The sequence below is a fragment of the Anaerolineales bacterium genome, assembly GCA_003105035.1.
Classification (GTDB): Bacteria; Chloroflexota; Anaerolineae; order Anaerolineales; family UBA4823; genus FEB-25.
Genome location: PQAL01000011.1, coordinates 12,961 through 32,426, shown reverse-complemented (window position 1 = coordinate 32,426; position 19,466 = coordinate 12,961). Strand labels below are relative to the sequence as shown.

17 protein-coding genes are annotated in these 19,466 nt (G+C 51.9%); 7 read left to right on the top strand and 10 right to left on the bottom strand.

Features of this window, described 5'->3' with window-relative positions; translation table 11 throughout:
- Positions 1 to 30 precede the first annotated feature (30 nt).
- The gene (locus C3F13_05535) at positions 31 to 2,775 is read right to left on the bottom strand and encodes an alanine--tRNA ligase (GenBank protein PWB54913.1); all 2,745 of its coding nucleotides are present in this window, start codon (positions 2,773 to 2,775) and stop codon (positions 31 to 33) included.
- A gap of 15 nt (positions 2,776 to 2,790) precedes the next feature.
- On the bottom strand, positions 2,791 to 3,219 hold the full coding sequence (gene mscL / locus C3F13_05530) for a large conductance mechanosensitive channel protein MscL (protein ID PWB54912.1): 429 nt from the start codon (positions 3,217 to 3,219) through the stop codon (positions 2,791 to 2,793).
- A 278-nt stretch (positions 3,220 to 3,497) separates the two neighbouring features.
- Between mscL and C3F13_05525 the strand changes: the two genes are divergently transcribed.
- Both C3F13_05525 and C3F13_05520 read left to right on the top strand, forming a co-directional pair.
- On the top strand, positions 3,498 to 5,015 hold the full coding sequence (locus tag C3F13_05525) for a spermine synthase (GenBank protein ID PWB54911.1): 1,518 nt from the start codon (positions 3,498 to 3,500) through the stop codon (positions 5,013 to 5,015).
- A gap of 24 nt (positions 5,016 to 5,039) precedes the next feature.
- Positions 5,040 to 5,786, top strand: a complete 747-nt coding sequence (locus C3F13_05520; protein ID PWB54910.1) for a TIGR01906 family membrane protein — start codon at positions 5,040 to 5,042, stop codon at positions 5,784 to 5,786.
- 190 nt (positions 5,787 to 5,976) lie between these two features.
- Here C3F13_05520 and C3F13_05515 read toward each other — a convergent pair whose 3' ends face one another.
- Together C3F13_05515 and C3F13_05510 are read right to left on the bottom strand one after the other, a co-directional pair.
- Positions 5,977 to 6,732, bottom strand: a complete 756-nt coding sequence (locus C3F13_05515; GenBank protein ID PWB54909.1) for a 2,3-diphosphoglycerate-dependent phosphoglycerate mutase — start codon at positions 6,730 to 6,732, stop codon at positions 5,977 to 5,979.
- 116 nt (positions 6,733 to 6,848) lie between these two features.
- Positions 6,849 to 7,949 carry a glycerol-3-phosphate ABC transporter ATP-binding protein gene (locus C3F13_05510; protein ID PWB54908.1) on the bottom strand — a complete coding sequence of 367 codons (1,101 nt, stop codon included), beginning with the start codon at positions 7,947 to 7,949 and terminating at the stop codon, positions 6,849 to 6,851.
- A gap of 139 nt (positions 7,950 to 8,088) precedes the next feature.
- Here C3F13_05510 and C3F13_05505 point away from each other — a divergent pair, with 139 nt between their 5' ends.
- A complete protein-coding gene (locus C3F13_05505) occupies positions 8,089 to 10,701 on the top strand; it encodes a DNA mismatch repair protein MutS (protein ID PWB54907.1) in 2,613 nt (870 codons plus the stop codon).
- Between the two features lie 75 nt (positions 10,702 to 10,776).
- Here the strand turns inward: C3F13_05505 and C3F13_05500 are convergent, their stop codons facing one another.
- Positions 10,777 to 11,175 (bottom strand): hypothetical protein, encoded by a 399-nt coding sequence (locus tag C3F13_05500; protein ID PWB54906.1) that lies wholly within the window; start codon positions 11,173 to 11,175, stop codon positions 10,777 to 10,779.
- A 209-nt stretch (positions 11,176 to 11,384) separates the two neighbouring features.
- Here C3F13_05500 and C3F13_05495 point away from each other — a divergent pair, with 209 nt between their 5' ends.
- Positions 11,385 to 14,150 carry a pyruvate, phosphate dikinase gene (locus tag C3F13_05495; protein ID PWB54905.1) on the top strand — a complete coding sequence of 922 codons (2,766 nt, stop codon included), beginning with the start codon at positions 11,385 to 11,387 and terminating at the stop codon, positions 14,148 to 14,150.
- Positions 14,151 to 14,403: 253 nt separating this feature from the next.
- Here the strand turns inward: C3F13_05495 and C3F13_05490 are convergent, their stop codons facing one another.
- The 5 genes from C3F13_05490 to C3F13_05470 are packed head-to-tail and all read right to left on the bottom strand — an operon-like array spanning position 14,404 to position 17,974.
- Positions 14,404 to 15,120 (bottom strand): hypothetical protein, encoded by a 717-nt coding sequence (locus C3F13_05490; GenBank protein ID PWB54904.1) that lies wholly within the window; start codon positions 15,118 to 15,120, stop codon positions 14,404 to 14,406.
- Positions 15,121 to 15,159: 39 nt separating this feature from the next.
- A complete protein-coding gene (locus C3F13_05485; protein ID PWB54903.1) occupies positions 15,160 to 15,768 on the bottom strand; it encodes a 2-oxoacid:ferredoxin oxidoreductase subunit gamma in 609 nt (202 codons plus the stop codon).
- 14 nt (positions 15,769 to 15,782) lie between these two features.
- Positions 15,783 to 16,565 carry a 2-oxoglutarate oxidoreductase gene (locus C3F13_05480; GenBank protein PWB54902.1) on the bottom strand — a complete coding sequence of 261 codons (783 nt, stop codon included), beginning with the start codon at positions 16,563 to 16,565 and terminating at the stop codon, positions 15,783 to 15,785.
- 16 nt (positions 16,566 to 16,581) lie between these two features.
- The gene (locus tag C3F13_05475; protein ID PWB54901.1) at positions 16,582 to 17,706 is read right to left on the bottom strand and encodes a 3-methyl-2-oxobutanoate dehydrogenase subunit VorB; all 1,125 of its coding nucleotides are present in this window, start codon (positions 17,704 to 17,706) and stop codon (positions 16,582 to 16,584) included.
- A gap of 10 nt (positions 17,707 to 17,716) precedes the next feature.
- Positions 17,717 to 17,974, bottom strand: coding sequence for a 4Fe-4S ferredoxin (locus tag C3F13_05470; protein ID PWB54900.1), 258 nt, complete (start codon positions 17,972 to 17,974; stop codon positions 17,717 to 17,719).
- A gap of 329 nt (positions 17,975 to 18,303) precedes the next feature.
- Here C3F13_05470 and rplU point away from each other — a divergent pair, with 329 nt between their 5' ends.
- Genes rplU through C3F13_05455 form a run of 3 tightly spaced genes read left to right on the top strand, consistent with a single transcriptional unit; the run spans position 18,304 to position 19,397 of the window.
- The gene (gene rplU / locus C3F13_05465; GenBank protein ID PWB54899.1) at positions 18,304 to 18,621 is read left to right on the top strand and encodes a 50S ribosomal protein L21; all 318 of its coding nucleotides are present in this window, start codon (positions 18,304 to 18,306) and stop codon (positions 18,619 to 18,621) included.
- 9 nt (positions 18,622 to 18,630) lie between these two features.
- Positions 18,631 to 18,894, top strand: a complete 264-nt coding sequence (locus tag C3F13_05460; protein PWB54898.1) for a 50S ribosomal protein L27 — start codon at positions 18,631 to 18,633, stop codon at positions 18,892 to 18,894.
- Between the two features lie 29 nt (positions 18,895 to 18,923).
- Entirely contained in the window at positions 18,924 to 19,397 is a 474-nt protein-coding gene (locus tag C3F13_05455; GenBank protein PWB54897.1) for a 50S ribosomal protein L31, read from the top strand.
- Positions 19,398 to 19,466: the final 69 nt, after the last annotated feature.

The window sequence follows — 19,466 nt, the reverse complement described above, 5'->3', positions numbered from 1 at the left end:
GAAGGTTTGCTGGCTGCCCGTTAAGGGTTGCTAATTGCTTTTTAAATGATCCTTTACCCAGGCTTCAACGGTGTTCAGTGCAGCTTCCAGCTGGTTGGTGTCTTTTCCACCCGATTGCGCCAGGGTAGGTTTACCGCCACCACCACCTCCGATGGGAGCTGCGACGTATCGAATTAACTCAACCGCATTAATGCCTCGCGCGACGAGGTCTTCGGTGACACCCGCTACCACGATTGGTCGTCCATCATTGACGCTACCCAGCACAACTACTCCCCTAACTGGGAATTGCTGACGGAAGCGGTCCACCATCTGGCGGAGCACTTCCGCACCGGCATCGTTCAGCTTCACGGCTAAGATCCTCACACCATGCTGCTCCTGAACGGTGTGCAATTTCTGGCTGAACTCGGCTGCGACCTGGCCTTGCCTGAGGGTGGCAATTTGTCTACGGGCAACACTCAGCTCATCCAGCAGGGTGGTCGTCTTCTCCGGAATCTGTTCAGGCGTGCTCTCAAGCAAGCTGGCCGTGCGATTTAATAGCTCAAAGTGGTTTTGGATTAGCTCATAGGCTTTACGCCCGGTGACGGCTTCTATGCGACGGATGCCCGCCGCCACACTGCCCTCGCTGGTGATGAGGCACACGCCAATATCGCCAGTCTCGCGCACGTGTGTCCCACCACACAGCTCGTACGAGAATGGTTTTTCACCCCCGATGGTGATGGTTCGCACGGTCTCGCTGTATTTTTCTCCGAATAAGGCCATCGCCCCTTCATCAATCGCTTGTTGTAGGGGTTTGTTTGTGATCCGCAGGGGGTAATCTCCCAGGATGTGCCGGTTTACGCCAGCTTCGATCTCACGCAGCTGTGCATAGGTCACCGCTTCAGGGTGGTTGAAGTCGAATCGCAGTCGGTCAGGGGCAACCAATGAGCCTGCCTGGCGGGCATGCTCGCCCAACACCCTGCGCAACTCCGCATGCAGCAGATGTGTAGCGGTATGGTTACGCATGATGTCCCGGCGCCGTAAAGCATCCACAGAGGCAATCGCTTCATCGCCTATCTTTGGTTGTCCACGGGTTACCTTGCCCACATGCACGAGTAAACCGGCAACAGGTTTCCGCATGTCAGAAACTTCAATCGACCAGGCATCATCCGCCGCATGGATCCACCCGGTATCGGATACCTGCCCGCCGGATGCGATATAGAAACAGGTTTCAGGCAGGGTGACATCGACTTTATCCCCCGGCATGGCAACCTTGACCGGCTTGCCAGATTGGACCAAAGCCAATACCTGGCCGGATACCTCCAGGCGATTATAGGGGTCGTAGAGAACACCCTTCTCGGGCAAATCTCCCTGGCTGATCAGCTTATTAGCCAGCTGGCGATACACCTCGACATCCTCACCGCCCTGGTCACCGAACGCTTTGCCAGCACCCGATGCCTGGCGGTGTTCTTCCCTGGCCAGCGTGTAACTGGCTTCATCAACATCCAGACCACGCTCCCGGGTAATATCGCGAGTAATTTCAAAAGGTAAGCCATAGGTGGTATACAGGTCTGCTGCCAAGACACCATCCAGGGTTTTCTGGTTAGTTTTTTCCACATCATCAAGTAGTGCTTCGAGATGGGTGGTTGCCCTGTCCAGGGTACGCTGGAAGCGCTCTTCCTCGAGGCGGATATCGATCAGGATCGCTTTTTGATTGCGTTTCAGCTCAGGGTAGAAATCTCCATAGGATTGGATGACCTTTTCTGCCACTTTGGATAGGAAGGGTTCATTTAAACCTATCTTGCCACCAAATCGGTACGCTCGGCGGATGATCATGCGCGTGACGTAGTTCCGGCCCATATTGCCGGGGACCACGCCATCGGCAATCAGGAATGCCGCTGCGCGGGCATGGTCGGCAATTACGCGATAGGGAGTAAACTGTTCTTCGCGCTGCTCATCGGTGTGCCCGCTAAGCTTTTGGGTGGTGAGGATCAAAGGCCACAACAGGTCGGTGCGGTAGTTCGAATCCACTCCCTGGAGCACCGAGACAATACGCTCAAAACCCATGCCTGTGTCCACGTGCTTAGCAGGCAACGGTTCGAGCTGGGTGGGGCTCAGGTGGTTGTACTGGATGAATACCAGGTTCCACAGCTCGAGGAAACGCAGGCAGTCGCCATTCACCCGGCAAACGTGCCCAGCAATGTCTTGCTTGTCACAATAGCGTATACCGCGGTCCAGGTGTATCTCGCTGCATGGCCCGCATGGACCGGTCTCTGCCATCTCCCAAAAATTATCCTTGCGACCGAAATACAGCACATGCGCCGGATCTATCCCAGGTATCTGCTTCCAATATTCGGCGGCTTCATCGTCAGGCGGGATGAGCCCATTCTCATCCTGGAAGACGGTAGCCCACAGGTTTTCCCTGGGCAAACCCCATACATCGGTCAATAGCTGCCAGGCCCAGGTAATGGCTTCCTTTTTGTAGTAATCACCAAATGACCAATTCCCCAGCATCTCGAAGAAGGTATGGTGGATATTATCCCTGCCAACATCCTCCAGATCATTGTGCTTGCCCGCCACGCGCATGCACTTCTGCGAATCGGTGGCGCGTGTATAAGGCCGTTTATCCAGGCCGAGGAAGACATCTTTAAATTGGACCATGCCGGCATTGGTAAACAGTAGGGTCTGGTCACCTCCTGGAACGAGAGGGGCAGATGGGACAAATGTGTGACCGTGCTCAACAAAAAAATCGATGAATGTTTGGCGGACCTCCGCACCTGTTGGCTTATTGGGGTTCATTCGTTATCCAGGGTGCTATAGCTCCGATGTACAATTCGGGCAGCGTGTGGCTGGGATGGGTATCTGGGTGAAGCAATGCGGGCATTCCTTCGTGGTGGGTGCTGCTGGAGCAGGTGCCTTCCTCATGCGATTCATACCACGCACTAGCAAGAAAAGGACAAAGGCGACGATGATGAAGGTTATTATGGTATTGATGAACACGCCGTAGTTGATGGTTGGTGCTCCAGCTGCCTTAGCATCTGCCAGGGATGCATAAGCTACGCCGTTGAGGGAGAAAAATAGATCGTTGAAATTAACACCTCCCAGCGCGTAGCCAATGACCGGCATGACCATGTCATTCACCAGGGAGGACACGATGGCTCCGAATGCGGCTCCCAGGATCACCGCAAAAGCCAGGTCGACAACATTTCCTTTTAGAGCGAAATCCCTGAATTCCTTTAGCATAGAATTTTCCTCCTTATATTAAACGCATAGATGTGCCAATTATACGCAAGAATGGGGATTAATGATTAACAAAGCGCTAATGCGCCGTGCCACCACTATTCACCGTGAGAGGCTTTCAGAAAAATTTTTAGGAAACCCGTGGTTTGTGTGAAGGTGAAGCGTAGGATATAATCCCCGTGTTAGTGCTGTTATGGTTAGAACAGACTCCATCTATGAAAACATTTTCTAGCGCAAGCGTCTCAAAAAGCTACCTGTATTTCGCCGTGTTTTGTGCGGGGATGACCAGCCTGGCGATCGAGTTTAGCGCATCACGTTTACTGGGTAACATCTTTGGGACAAGCAACCTGGTGTGGGCTAGCATTATTGGCTTGATCCTGATTTACCTGACGGCCGGGTATTTCATCGGTGGGATCTGGGCCGACCGCTCGCCCAAACCGCAGACGATGTATGCGATCCTGGCTTGGGGAGGTTTTACGGCAGGTCTGGTTCCTTTTGTGGCGCGCCCGGTGCTGCTGGCTGCTGCTGATGCGTTCGACCAGCTGCAGGTGGGAATCCTGCTTGGTTCCTTCACTGCGGTTTTGGTCTTGTTCATCGTCCCGGTGACCATTCTGGGCACGATATCTCCGTTCGCGATCCGCCTGGCTATTGTTGATTCCCGCCAGGCCGGGCGTATCTCGGGACAGATCTATGCCATATCTACACTGGGATCATTCATTGGCACTTTCCTGCCTGTGCTGGTGCTCATACCCCTCGTTGGTACCACATATACCTTCCTCATATTTAGTGTTTTCCTGGTGTCGGTGGCGATCATTGGGATGTGGAAATCAGCCGGTTGGAAGAAAGCCCTGATGTGGATCTGGATGCCGATTGTCCTGGTCGGCCTGGGAATTGCCTGGGGTCGAGGACCGATTAAGCAGACCGCGGGTGAGATTTTCGAGAAGGAATCAGCCTACAACTATATCCAGGTTATCGAGCAGGATGGCTACCGCTACCTGCGTTTGAATGAGGGCCAGGGAATCCACTCAATGTGGCACCCCACCGAGCTTAATTATGGAGGGCCATGGCAAGAGTTCCTGGTTGGTTCATTTTTTAACCAGCCACCCTATCCGACCAGCCAGGTAAAAAATATCGCCATCATCGGTTTAGCTGCCGGGACAGTCGCCCGTCAGGCCAGCGCGGTCTTTGGCGATATCCCCATCGACGGTTTTGAGATCGACCCGGCGATCATCGATGTGGGAAAAATATATTTCGGGATGGACCTGCCCAACCTGAATGCCATCCCTCAAGATGGTCGGGTGGGACTGGAGCACAGCGACAAGACCTATTCCATGATCGCGGTGGATGCATACCGCCCACCGTATATACCACCACATCTGACCACCCAGGAATTCTTCCAAACTACCAAGGAGCATCTTACAGAGGCTGGCGTGCTGGTGGTCAATGTCGGCAGGTCACCAGTCGACCGTACCCTGATAAATCAGATGGCCAGTACTATTCAGACCGTTTTTCCCTCCGTGTACATCGTGGATGTGCCTGGGTCTTATAACACCATGATCTATGCCACAAAGCAACCGACACAGTTTTCCAACTTGCAGGCGAATTATGATCAATTGATAACAGCGGGGGGTGCATCGAACCTGTTGTTAGATTCGATCCGGACTGCGTTGGACCACGTTCAACCCACGCCACCTGTGGATGTGGTGTACACCGATGACTGGTCACCTATCGAATGGGTGACCAACCGCATGGTGCTGGGATATGTAATGTTTGGTGATCTTGGAGAAATTGGACATTAAGGGGATGAGTCAGTCAATGAGGGTATGGGTATGAAAGTTCTTTATAAGGTACTTTCCTGGCTGGTAGCGATCATCCTGCCGGTGGTGATTGTCTTGTCGGTGGTTAGGTTCGTGATTAATCCATGGTATTTGCAGTTTGAATATCACACACCTGGTTTCCCCGCTGATCCTTACGGCTTCACGCTGCAGGATCGCCTCAAATATGGGCGTCTGGCAGTTGAATACCTGGTAAATTCTGCCGGAATTTCCTTCCTGGGTGATCTGCGCTTCCCCGAGGGACAACAAGCCCCTCCGCCCACCTGCCTGGAGATGACCGACTGCACCCGCCTGTATAATGATCGTGAGCTCCAGCATATGCTGGATGTCAAGAATGTTGTCCAGGAGGCGTTGAAAGTGTTGTTGATCGGTCTCATTGCACTGGTATTATTGGCAATTTGGGCCTGGCTTGGCAAGTGGATGCCTCTATATCTCAAAGGGTTGCAGCGTGGTGGGTTGCTCACCCTGGCTTTGATGGGCTTGATCATCCTATTTGTCCTGGTTGCGTTTAATTACCTGTTTGTGATTTTCCATGAGATCTTTTTTAAAGCCGGCACCTGGACCTTCCTATTTAGCGATACATTGATTCGTCTGTTCCCTGAGCGTTTTTGGCAGGACACCTTCCTGATGGTAGGAGGTCTAACTGCAGCCCTGGCGTTATTGTTTTATTTCGGATCCAGGTGGATTTTACGCAGGAAGATTGATCCGAGCCTTGCGGAATCGCCAGAAAATTGATCCAAGCTGTAATATAACAAAATCTGAGCCAAGCGAATATACCCAAGGCAGAAATAAGTCATATTGCAAATCTGTCCAGATAGAGTAAGGATGTAGCGTCGCTACGCCCTTACTTTGATAAATAACACTCAGTTGTAATACGAATCAACTTCGTCTGAGCTTTGGTGTGCTGTAACTATGAGACAATCAGCTATTTCGCTTTCCCCTGGTTCGCCACCGCTTCTGCAGCTTTTTTTACAGCTTCAGGATCTCCCAGGTAATAATGATTGAGAGGGCGCAAATCCTGATCAAGCTCGTATACCAAAGGAATCCCGGTGGGGATATTCAGCTCAACGATCTCGTTATCGGGGATATTATCCAGGTATTTAACCAGGGCGCGCAAGCTATTCCCGTGCGCACAGACGACTACCTGTTTCCCTGATTTTACCGTCGGGGCAATGGTAGCGTGCCAATAGGGTAGCATACGGGCAACGGTATCCTTCAGGCATTCTGCGCGTGGTAATTGATCTGCAGGTAGACCTGCGTAACGACGATCAAACCTTGGATGGCGGGGGTCATCCAATTCCAAGGCCGGTGGCTGGATGTCATAACTTCTGCGCCAGATTTTTACCTGAGCTTCGCCAAATTTGGCAGCCATTTCTGCCTTGTTCAAACCTTGCAAGGCCCCGTAATGGCGTTCGTTCAGCTGCCAGGCATTGATCACCGGGAGCCATTCCAGGTCCATCTCTTCCATAACGATCCACAGGGTCTTAATAGCCCGTTTGAGCACCGAGGTGTATGCTAGGTCGAAAGAATATCCACCTTCGCGCAAAAGCTTGCCGGCTTCATGGGCTTCAGTTTCGCCCTGGGCAGTCAGGCCTACATCTGTCCAACCAGTGAACCGGTTTTCCAGGTTCCATGTGCTTTGGCCATGCCGTATCAATACTAATTTATGTGTAGGGTTCATTTATTGTTTTCCTTTTCTTGACATAATAAACGTCTCCGAGCTTTATTTCCGATCCGATACAGCGGATAGGAATTTGCAGGGAGACGTTGAAGTAATATATTGAGCTTTTCGATAGATTACCGAATCGCCTGCTCAGTTTCAGGGTCGAACAGGTGCATATTGCCCATATTGAACACCACCTGAAGCTCCTGGCCCATTGTGGCTTTGGTGCGCGGGTCAACGCGGGCCACAAAGCTGTGCTCACCGCTGGTGATGTATAGCTGGATCTCGTTACCCATCAGCTCAGTTACATCCACCTTGCCTTCCACGGGCTGAGGGATGATACCCGGTGGCAGGAAGTTGGGATCCTGAATGTCTTCAGGGCGTACTCCCATGATGACCTCTTTATTAACATACTTTGAGTAAGCTTCTTTGCGTGAATCAGGGACTTCAACCTTAAAAGATGTGCCGTCGACGAATAATTTTCCATCACCCTGAACCAGCCTTGCTTTAAAGAAGTTCATTGCAGGAGAGCCTATAAAGCCCGCAACAAAGAGGTTATCAGGGTGATCATAGAGCATTTGAGGGGTATCCACTTGCTGGAGGAGGCCCTTGTTGATCACCGCGATCCTGGAGGCCATGGTCATAGCTTCGATCTGGTCATGGGTGACGTATATGAACGTCGTCTGGAGTTGCTGGTGGAGCTTACTGAGATTTGCGCGAGTTTCTACGCGTAGCTTCGCATCCAGGTTGGAGAGTGGCTCATCGAAGAGGAAAACCTTTGGCTCACGCACGATAGCTCGACCTACCGCCACACGCTGGCGTTGTCCACCAGATAGCTGGCGGGGCTTGCGGTCCAGCAAGTTCTGAATACCCAGGGTTTCTGCTGCCTGGGTGACTCTCTTCTTTATTTCTTCTTTAGGGGTCTTGCGTAATTTCAATCCGAACGCCATGTTGTCATACACAGTCATATGGGGGTAGAGTGCGTAGGATTGGAACACCATGGCGATGTCGCGGTCTTTCGGGGCGACATCATTTACGATACGGTCACCGATCAGGATCTGCCCTTCGCTGATCTCTTCCAGACCTGCCAGCAGGCGCAGGGCAGTGGTTTTTCCGCAACCGGATGGACCCACCAATACCAGGAATTCCTTATCTGCGACCTGAAGGTTAAGATTGTTCACTGCGGTGACTTCACCGAACCGCTTAAATACTTTATCGTACGTGACACTAGCCATCAGATTTTCTCCTTTCGGTAGATTATAGTGAAGTAATTATATCTTCGCCGCTCAATTATTACAATCACCTGCGAGATTAAAATCTTCCATTTCCTTGCCTATTTCGGTGGCTCATACTAGAATGAGAGCCAGAGGCAGAATGGTCAAGACTGAAGATATCACCCCCATCCGCAAGCAATACCTGGAAATAAAGCGGCAGTATCCCGATGCCATTCTGTTCTTCAGGTTGGGCGATTTTTACGAGACATTCGACCAGGATGCCGAAGTGGCGGCCAGGGAATTGGATATTGTGCTGACCTCCCGCCCCGTTGGTAAGGGTGTGCGGGTTCCACTAGCTGGCATACCTCACCACGCGGCTGAGAACTACCTGGCACGCCTGATCGAGCGCGGTTTTCATGTGGCCATCTGCGAACAGGTGGGAGACCAACCTGTCAAGGGGATATTTCCTCGCCAGGTCGTCAGGGTGGTCACACCTGGCACGGTTACCGAGTCAGGCTTGTTGCCTGGCGATGCAAACAACTACCTGGCTTGTGTTCAGATCCAAGGTGACCTGGCCGGTGTAGCCTACGCAGATATCTCCACTGGCGAATTTGCGGTGACCGAGCTGAGTAGTGACGATATCCAGATCGCTCTTCGGGCAGAGCTGACCAGATTACACCCTGCAGAGATCATCTATCCTGAAAACCTGATCCTTCCAGACAACCTGATTGGTCATCTGACCGCCTGGCAGCCGTGGCGGTTTGAGCTCGATCGCTGCCAGGATGCGTTACTGCAACACTTCCGAGTGGCCTCACTGGATGGATTTGGTCTGCGCGGCATGTCCCTGGCGATCATGGCAGCGGGTACGATCGTACAGTATCTCAAGGAAACCCAGGCGTCAGCGCTTAATTTGCTCTCGAACCTAAACACATATGCGACGTCCGAGTTCATGACCCTGGATGCATCCACCCGGCGCAACCTGGAGCTGACTGAAACGATCCGTGATGGAAGTGTACAAGGCAGTCTGTTGGGTGAATTGGACCGCTGCGTTACACCCATGGGCAAACGTCAGATCCGCCAGTGGGTGAGCAAGCCGCTCCTGGAGGTGGATGCCATTCGTGTCAGGCAGCAAGGCGTCAATTACCTCTTCAACCAAGGCATGTTGCGGGCGGAGCTGCGCGCAGCCCTGAAACCGCTCAACGATCTCGAACGGCTGACCACCCGCCTGGTGAGTGGATCAGCCCAGCCACGCGACCTGGTGGGCATGCGCTCAACGCTGCAACGCCTGCCGGGCATCCTTGATATTTTTGGTGTTGGAGAGAAAGGTGCAGATCCAACAACATCTGGGGTCCTGGAAAACTCTCTTTCCTGTGTCTTGAAGACTCTCGACCCTTGTATGGAAGAGCTGAAGTTGATCCAGACCTCAATCGCAGATGACCCTCCCGCAACCTTACAAAATGTGGGTGTCATTCGCGATGGTTTCTCGGCTGAATTAGATGGAGTGATTGAGCGCTCCAGGCATGCACGTGAATGGATCGCTAATCTTGAAACGGTGGAGCGCGAGCGCACGGGCATTAAAACCATCAAGGTGGGGTATAACAAGATTTTTGGCTATTATCTTGAAATCTCGCGGGCCAATGCGGTTAATGCGCCACCCGAATATATCCGCAAGCAAACCCTGGTGAACGCTGAACGTTACATCACACCAGAGATGAAAGAATATGAAGCCCTGGTGCTCAATGCGGAAGAAACCATCCACGATATCGAAGCCCGCCTGTTCCACCAGGTGTGTGAGCAGCTGGCTGCTTCTTCCGGACGATTATTAAGCACTGCCCGCGCCCTGGCAGAGCTGGATGTGCTGGCTTCCCTGGCAGAGGTCGCCGCGTTTGGGTCTTACGTGCTTCCCGAGGTAGTCAGCGACGACCTGCTCGAGATCCATGAAGGACGGCATCCCGTCGTTGAGCACTTCTTGAAGGCTGAGCGGTTCGTAAGCAACGACGCTATCTTCGAAGAAGGTGAGCGTATCCGCATCCTGACTGGCCCCAATATGTCGGGGAAAAGCACTTTTTTGCGCCAGGTAGCCCTGATCGTGCTCATGGCCCAGATGGGCAGTTTTGTGCCTGCGGCTTCTGCCCGCATCGGCCTGGTGGACCGCATCTTCACCCGCATCGGTGCCCAGGACGAGATCTATTCCGGCCAGTCCACCTTCATGGTCGAGATGGTCGAGACCGCCAATATCCTGCACCATGCCAGTAATCGATCACTCCTGATACTGGATGAAATCGGCCGGGGAACCAGCACTTATGATGGGGTATCAATTGCCTGGGCTGTTGTTGAGTACATCCACAACCATCCGGCACTGCGCGCCAAGACGCTGTTTGCCACTCACTACCACGAGCTGACGCAGCTTTCAGACTTGTTGCCTGGGGTGCGAAATTACAACGTGGCGGTCAATGAGAGTGGGGGGCAGGTGGTTTTTCTGCATAAGATCATCCCCGGAGGTGCCGATCGATCTTACGGTATTCATGTCGGCCAGTTAGCCGGACTGCCATCTCCGGTGGTGCAGCGGGCAGAGCAAATACTGCTCCAGCTCGAAAAATCATCCGGCAAGGCGGTCAAAATCGACCCCGAGCTGCCGCACCAGATGGCGCTGTTCCCGGAGACCAACCCCTTGCTGGACGAGCTGAAAAAGCTGGACATTAATGGACTTTCTCCGATTGAAGCCCTGAATAAGCTGTATGAATGGAGAAAAAGATTCCTGGAAGATGAATAGCTGATTCGCTCAGTTCTCAACATTTACCAGGAGAATACCGTCCTACCATGGTAGTGCATTGTAGGGCGAAATTTTTTAAAACCTGGCAATGGTTACCTTTTCTGGTTCGATCTCAATATACCAATAAGCTGAGTCTCCCAATTTGTATTCTAAATAGAGATAATTCGTTTCACGCTCAACCTTCACTAACTCAATCGGATTTCTAAAACCATTGGCGGTTATCTCAGGGTTCCACTCTCCCTGTATTTCAGGGTCATAATTCTCAGGGGGCTCGAAGATACGCGTGATTTCCGCCTCCTGAAGCAAGAGGCGAAGGATTGCTTCGGGAATATCCACTGACCATAACAATCCAGCCACGGTCTGGGCTTCCAGCTCATTAATACGTTCTTCTTCCGTTAATTCCCATTGCACCGGTGACCATATTCCCGGTATAGCCATCACATTTATAGTTTCAGGATCAATTATGCCAGGCATACGCAACCTCCTAATCCTGGAAGAGCTTTTATTGGAATAGCCAGCGATTCAAATATAAAGATAAGCTAATAATATATTCTATTTTAAAAAACGCAATGTTCCTATCAGGATTCAAAGTGATTGTGGTAAACTATGCGGTTGTGTTTGTTCCAATCATGTGAAATTTACTACAGTATTCTGTAGAGCTTATTTGCTAATGGAGGCAATCAATGACGGAAAAGAAGTGGGTTTATTCATTCGATGAAGTAAACCTGGCAGAGCAGTATTTGAGTGGCAGCTGGGAAGGTGTGCGTGGTTTATTGGGCGGTAAGGGTTCTGGGCTAGCCGACATGACCCGTGCAGGTGTGCCGGTACCACCAGGGTTCACGGTGACTACAGAGGCCTGTAATTCCTACCAGGCCGAGGGTAAGTTCCCAGCTGGCATGTGGGAGCAGGAACTGGAAGCCATGCGCAAGGTGGAGCGTCAGACGGGTAAGAAATTTGGGGACCCGAAGAACCCCCTGCTGGTTTCCTGCCGCTCAGGCGCTAAGTTTTCAATGCCCGGGATGATGGACACCGTGCTCAACATTGGATTAACCGATGTGACTGCCGAAGGTTTGGTCAAGCTGACCAATAACCCGCGCTTCGTGTACGACTCTTACCGCCGATTGGTAGAGATGTTCGGCACTGTGGTTTTGGGGATTGCTGATGAAGCCTTTGAAGAGCCACTGGCTGAATATAAGCACAAGAAGGGATATAAGCTAGATACCGATATGACCGCTGAGGATTGGAAGGCCATCACGAAGATATTTAGCGACGTGGTTAAGAAGGAAAAAGGCTTTGATTTCCCTCAGGATCCACAGGAACAGCTCAAGCTGGCGACGGAAGCAGTCTTCAAGAGCTGGAATGGCAAGCGTGCGGTGGATTACCGCAAAGCAACCGGAATTCCAGATGATCTTGGTACCGCAGTTAACATCGTCACGATGGTGTTTGGCAACATGGGAGATGACTCGGGTACGGGTGTGGCATTCACACGCGATCCATCTACCGGTGAACGGAAAATGTTCGGTGAATATCTGCTCAATGCCCAGGGCGAGGATGTGGTGGCTGGCATCCGCAATGCCGAAAAAATTGAGCGACTCAATGAAAATATGCCGGAGGCATATCAGCAATTCATGGAAATCACCGGGCGCCTTGAAAAACATTACCATGATATGCAGGATGTGGAATTTACCATCGAACGCGGCAAGCTGTGGATGCTCCAAACCCGCAATGGCAAGCGAACTGCCAAGGCAGCGGTGAAGATTGCCGTGGACATGGCCAACGAAGGTCTTATTAGCAAGGAAGAAGCCATCTTGCGCGTGACACCTGAGCAGGTGGACACCCTTTTACACCCGCAATATGACACCAAAGCCAAGGACGAAGCCAAGAAAGCGGGGCGCTTGTATGCGAAGGGTGTAAATGCTTCACCCGGCGCGGCTGTAGGCCAGGTGTATTTCGATGCCAATACTGCTGAGCGATTCGCCAAGCAAGAGAAGCAGGATGTCATTATGGTCCGCCCGTTCACAAAGCCGGATGATGTGCATGGCATGATTGCCGCTAAGGGTGTGCTGACCAGTGAAGGTGGTGCTACCTCCCATGCAGCTGTGGTTGCCCGACAATTTGGTATCCCCTGCGTGGTGGGTGCCTCCCAGATCAAGATCGACCTGGACGCTCGCCAGATGACCGTAGATGGAAAGATGGTAAAAGAAGGCGAGTGGATCTCGGTTGATGGGACGACCGGCGAGGTTTTCTTAGGACAGATCCCCACCACAGCTCCCAGCCTGGAAGAACAGACCGACTTGCTGACTTTGCTCAAATGGGCAGATGACATCTGCGCCATTCCTGGCATGCGGAAATTTGCTCCGGGTTGGCCCTCCAAAGGCTTGCAGGTGTGGGCCAACGCCGATTATCCCAAAGATGCCCAGAGAGCACGAAATTATGGCGCGGTGGGGATTGGCCTGTGCCGCACCGAGCATATGTTCTTTGAAAAAGAACGGCTGCCCATTGTACAGCGCATGATCCTGGCGGAAACCCCCGAAGCGCGTAAAGCTGCCCTGGATGAGTTGCTGCCATACCAACGCTCCGATTTCGACGGACTGTTCCGGGCCATGAACGGCTACCCGGTGATCATACGTTTAATTGATCCGCCACTGCATGAGTTTATGCCCCCTGAAGAGGAACTGTTCGAAGAGGTGATCACTAAAAGGGTGAAGGGTGACACGAAAGGCCTGGCGGAACAAGAGAAGCTATTGGCTGATATTCGCGGGATGCATGAAAGCAACCCGATGATGGGATTACGCGGTGTACGCCTATCCATTTACATGCCGCAGATCGTCGAGATGCAGGTGCGAGCGATCTTTGAAGCTGCTGCAGACTGTGCATTGGAGGAAGTGGTCGTCAAGCCCGAGGTGATGATCCCGCTGACCGGTACCGTTAATGAGCTAAAATGGATCCAGCCGCGCCTGGTCAAGATTGCCGATGATGTGATGAAAGAAAAGAAGGTTAACTTCACTTATAAGTTCGGCACGATGATCGAGATTCCCCGAGCGGCCGTCACTGCTGGAGAGATCGCTGAATACGCCGAGTTCTTCTCCTTTGGCACCAATGACCTGACCCAGATGACCTTCGGCTACAGCCGAGATGATGCCGAGCGGAACTTCCTGGTGACCTATATCGCCGAAGGCATTCTACCCAGGAATCCCTTCCAGACAATTGACCGAAGTGGTGTCGGACGATTAATGCAGATGGCGATCGATGATGGTCGTAAGACTCGCCCTGAGCTTGAGGTGGGCATCTGCGGAGAGCACGGTGGCGACCCTGATTCGATCGAGTTTTGTCACATTGCCGGGAATAACTATGTGAGCTGCTCACCGTTCCGCGTACCCATAGCTCGCCTGGCAGCAGCACATGCAGCGTTGAAGCACAGTGGAAAGGCACTGGCCGAAGATAAGTAGAAAAATTCTTTCCTAGTTATTGAGAACAGGCTGTCGATGATCGCTCATCGGCAGCCTGTTATGTTTATTAAATGATTTGGAGGCGTTGAAAGAATACATTACAACAAATGACGGTATGGAATTATGAAAAGCCGTCCTCGAATCGTGCACAAATATCGCTCAGAAGCAAACGTGATACTAGTGCACGAATTAGATATCTCATGAAAATGCGAGTATAAATATCAGATCGTCGAAAATTCCTCCAAATAATCGTCTACTCCTTGTGAGGAATTAAATAGACACCAGTGGTCAGCACCATCAATAGTACCATTACCAATGCCAAGAACCAGAAGCCTAACAAAGTGGAGATGAAACCTATCGCTATTACCAGGCACATAAAACTCATCCACCACAAGCGCGAGGTCAGACCGGGGTCGCCCAGCTCTGCATTATGCTTCCATAGGAAGAAACCCACACCAATTGCAACCACAGTGATAGCCAGGGTGGCGAAATATATAACCGGCCCACCAGAGAATGGCAACTTCAAGACGAATGTCCCGCAGGTGGCTTCCTGCATGCCAGAGGCAGTGGTGGCAGAAGTGAACACACGTGCAAAGATAAAATTGCCGAGATCAATATTTTGTTTACCCACCTGCCATGACAGCTTGCGGGTTTCCCCAGGCTGTAACTCCAGGGTTTGGTCGTAGGTATCCATCAGTCCTGGAGCACTGAACTGAGCTTCGACGAACCATTTTAAGTTCCGATCAAGTGAATTATGCAGGCGAATTGTTACTGGCAGCTGATCCAGAGGAGTCATCAATACCGGGCAGGATAATGAATACAAACGCGGGTAGTTAAACTTGATGAACCCATACAACGTTGATTCGAGGTCAGGGACAGCCTTAACTAGAATCAGAAGTGCCGCCATAACAATGGCAACTGAAAATATGATGAACCCCACTTTTCGCAGGGATGGGTTTCGTTGGGCCACGTGAGCTCCTTCCTGCGTTTATTTAGACCCGGTCTGGTTTTAAACAGATGTCGGGGCGATTGTTTCGACTGGCTCCTGGCTACTAGATACTGCCTTCTCGATCGTAAACTCGCCGCGTGCGAAGGCTGCACCACGTTCCAGTGCTGAAAGATTACTGGGCAATAATTTCTTATGCCGCTCAGGTAGATGATGACTCAGGGCTTCCTTCAAATCATCCACGGTCAGGATGGGCAATTTTTCGATCAAAGCTCCCAGCATGACCATGTTTAGCAAGCGTCTGGGTCCGATCGTCTCGGCGATCTCCTGGGCGGGGATCATCACCCAGGTGATGTCTGTGCGGACAGGGTCGCGGTTGACCAGGGATGAATTAACAATGAGCACGCCGCCTGGGACGATATGGGGTTCGAACTTGTCCAGTGAAGGAAGGTTCATCACCACGGCAGCTTTTGGGTTTTTTATGGTGGGTGAACCAATTTCTTCATCAGCAATAACCACTGTGCAATTAGCGGTGCCACCGCGCATCTCTGGCCCATAAGAGGGCATCCAGGTTACAGCATGACCGGCATCCATGGCCGCAAAGGCCAGCACCTGCCCAGCAAACAGGGCACCCTGACCGCCAAACCCAGAGAAGATGACTTCAGTCTGCATAATCTGCTCCTCCTCTAAGCCTTGAATCCTTCGAGGCCAAGAGAGACCTTGAAGTCTTGTATTGGGTACACCGGGATCATATGGTCGACTAGCCAGGTCAGCGATTCCTGCACGCTCACGCCCCAGTTAGTGTTGCATGTGGAGAGCAGCTCAACCATCGAGAAGCCCAGGCCGCGCTTTTGGGTTTCGAAGGCTGTGCGAATGGCCTTCTTGGCCATACGGATGTTCTTCGGGTCATGCAAACTACGCCTGACTACATACCCGGCACCATCCATCCTGGAGAGGACTTCTGCCATGTGCAATGGGTATCCCATGGTCTCCACATCGCGGCCATGAGGCGAGGAGGTGGTTTTTTGACCTGGAAGGGTAGTGGGTGCCATCTGGCCACCGGTCATACCATAAATCGCGTTGTTGATGAATATGACGGTGATATTTTCACCACGGCCGGCTACGTGCATGATCTCGCTCATGCCGATCGATGCCAGGTCACCATCACCTTGGTAAGTGAAGATGAAGCGATCAGGTAGGACGCGTTTCATGCCGGTGGCCATGGCGGGCGCGCGGCCGTGGGCAGCTTCGACCCAATCGAAGGTGAAGTAATTGTACGCAAACACACTGCAACCCACGGGTGCAACCCCAATGGTCTTCTCGCGGATGTCCATCTCATCCAGGATTTCTGCGATCAGGCGGTGTGCGATGCCATGCGTGCAGCCTGGGCAGTAGTGTGATGGGGTGCGCGACAAGGAGACTGGGCGGGAGTAAACGGTCAGAGCTTCGGTTTGAACAGGGGTATCCATCATTTTTTCCTTAACATTAAGAGAGGGTGATCACGCCATCTTTGAGACGCTGCATCCAGCGTTGGCGTGGGTCGCCGCCGATATTCTTCGGCTCATGCACCAGGCGATGGATCTCGCCCAGGATCTCATCGGGGTAGGGGACGATGCCACCTACCCGGGCATAAAACTCGATTGGCACGCGCCCCTTGACAGCCATCTTGACGTCTTCCAGCATCTGGCCGGTGTTCATCTCAGTGACCAGGATGCCCTGGGCAGTTTTGGCTAGCTCCTCTAATTGCGGGAATGGGAAGGGGCTGAGGGAAATGGGCCGAAATAAGCCGATCTTGATGCCTTGTGCACGGGCATTGCGAACCGCAGTGAGGGCGATCCTCCCAGCAGTGCCGAAACCGATGACCACGTATTCGGCATCATCCAAATAATACTCCTTGTAGCGGATCTCATTAGCTTGGATGCGGTACCAGGTATCAAGGATCTTATGATTGTAGATTTCTTCCAGGGTGGGGTCGATCAGGATGGAAGTGAGGATGCGTTGCTCGCGGCCCTGGCATCCATCGGTAGCCCAATCAGGGGTGATGGTACGCAGGGGGCGCATCTCCGGTAGCTCAGCCGGTTCCATCATCTGGCCGATTGAGCCATCCGCCATGATCATACAAATATTGCGGTATTTCTCAGCCAGGTCGAAGGCCAAAACGGTCAGGTCAATGGCTTCCTGTACGGAGGCGGGTGCCAGGACGATGGGGTGATAATCACCATGACCACCGCCATGGACCAGCTGGTTATAGTCACCCTGGGAAGGGGCAATGTTGCCCAGTCCTGGTCCGCCCCGTACAACATCAATGAGCACCATGGGCACCTCAGTGCCAGCGATGTAGGATAAGCCTTCCTGCATCAGGCTGACACCCGGACTGGAGGAGGAGCTCATCACACGTGCTCCCGTGCAGGCGGCGCCATACACCATATTAATGGCAGCAACTTCACTTTCAGCTTGCAGGAAAGCCCGCCCAAGCTCTGGCATGCGATGTGACATCCACTCTAAAATTTCCGTTTGAGGGGTGATGGGATAACCAAAATAGGCTTCCACGCCTGCGCGCACGGCTGCTTCGGCCATGGCGAAATTACCTTCGAGAAATTCTTTTGCCATGGGGATTCTCCTAAGATGTCGCTTCTGCGGTGGTTTTTACCGTCTTTACCGGTGCTTCGCGGAAGACGTCTAAGGCTGCTTCGGGGCACATGATGGCACATATCCCACAACCCGTGCAGCCGTCTTTCGCCAGCCTGACTGGATGGTAACCTTTAGGAGTTATTCTCCCCATGTCTAATTCCATCACATGCTGAGGGCATTCATTGATACATAGCTCGCAACCCTTGCAGAAGATCTCATCGACTTCAATCCATCCCTTCACGGGCATCGCCATACCTCCTAATCATGATAAACAACATGTAAATTGGTTAATTTATGTAACCATTATGGATTATTATAATCTGAACTAATAGTGTAGACTGTCATATAAGGAAAGATACAAAAAGCACCTAGAAAAACCCGTTGACAGGAAAAAACATCCCTATTATAATTCAGCCCGCATTGCCCCAGGAGCCTTGCTGGGGCATAAATTTATCATGTACCAGCCCAGCTGGTAATCATATCCCCAACTTCCCCAAAGTGCCGGCGTTTGGTAAGGATTTCAAATCATACCATGCTACGCGGGCAATCTGGTGAAGTGAAGCTTGGAGGAAGCTTATGAAGTATGCAATTGTTGAAGATGGCGGAAAACAGTATCGCGCCGTCATCGGCGAGTCCATCGATGTGGACCGCTATCCATTGGAAATTGGCGAAGAGATCGATATGGATCGTGTGCTGCTGATTTCCGATGGTGAGAATGTCAAAGTTGGAACCCCCTTTGTAAAGGGTGCAAAAATCCAAGCGACGGTACTTAACCACGTCAAAGGTCCCAAGGTGGTCGTGTTTCGCTATAAAGCCAAGGAACGTATCCGCACCAAGACGGGCCACCGGCAGCAATATACACGTGTTCGCATTGATGCGATCACTGAAGAGTAGGAGATAGATATGGCACACAAAAAGGGTGGCGGCTCGAGCCGCAATGGGCGCGACAGCCAGGGGCAACGTTTGGGTGTAAAAAAGTACGGTGGTGAATTCGTGCGGGCTGGGAATATCCTTGTTCGTCAGCATGGCACCCATATTAAACCTGGCAACAACGTGATGGTAGGCAAGGATGACACCTTATTTGCTACCATAGACGGTTATGTGCTTTACGAAACCATCCGCGATGATCGCAAGATGGTCAGCGTTTTACCGGCTGAAACAGCCTAAGTGTTGATTGTTGTGAAAGGATTGAGAAAATGAAAGCAGGTATTCACCCGGAATTCTATCCAGACGCACAGGTCATCTGTGCTTGTGGCAACACCTGGACTACCGGTTCCACCAAGAAGGTAATTCATACGGATGTGTGTTCTAAATGCCATCCATTCTTTACCGGTGAGCAACGTATTGTCGATACCGAAGGGCAAGTTGATCGGTTCTACAAGAAATTACAGGTTCGCCAGCAATACATCGATGACAAAACCGCTCGAGAGCAAGCCCGCACATCTCCAGACCGACTTATCGCTGAGCTCGGCATCGGTACGCGGGCCACAGAGTCACTGGCGAAGGCAAATATCACCAAGGTTGGGCAGGCGATGGAGCTTCTCGCAAAAGGCGAATCGACGATCCTGGCCATTGATGGCTTCGGCCGAAAATCGCTGGCTGATTTGAAGAAGCGATTACGCCAGTTTGGATACGAGCTGCCTGAAGCAGCAGAGGAAATCGTCGTATAAGCTTGCAGTGCAAGCGTTTTCAGTTAAACTTAACAGGCAGACGACATCATCGTCTGCCTGTTTGCTATA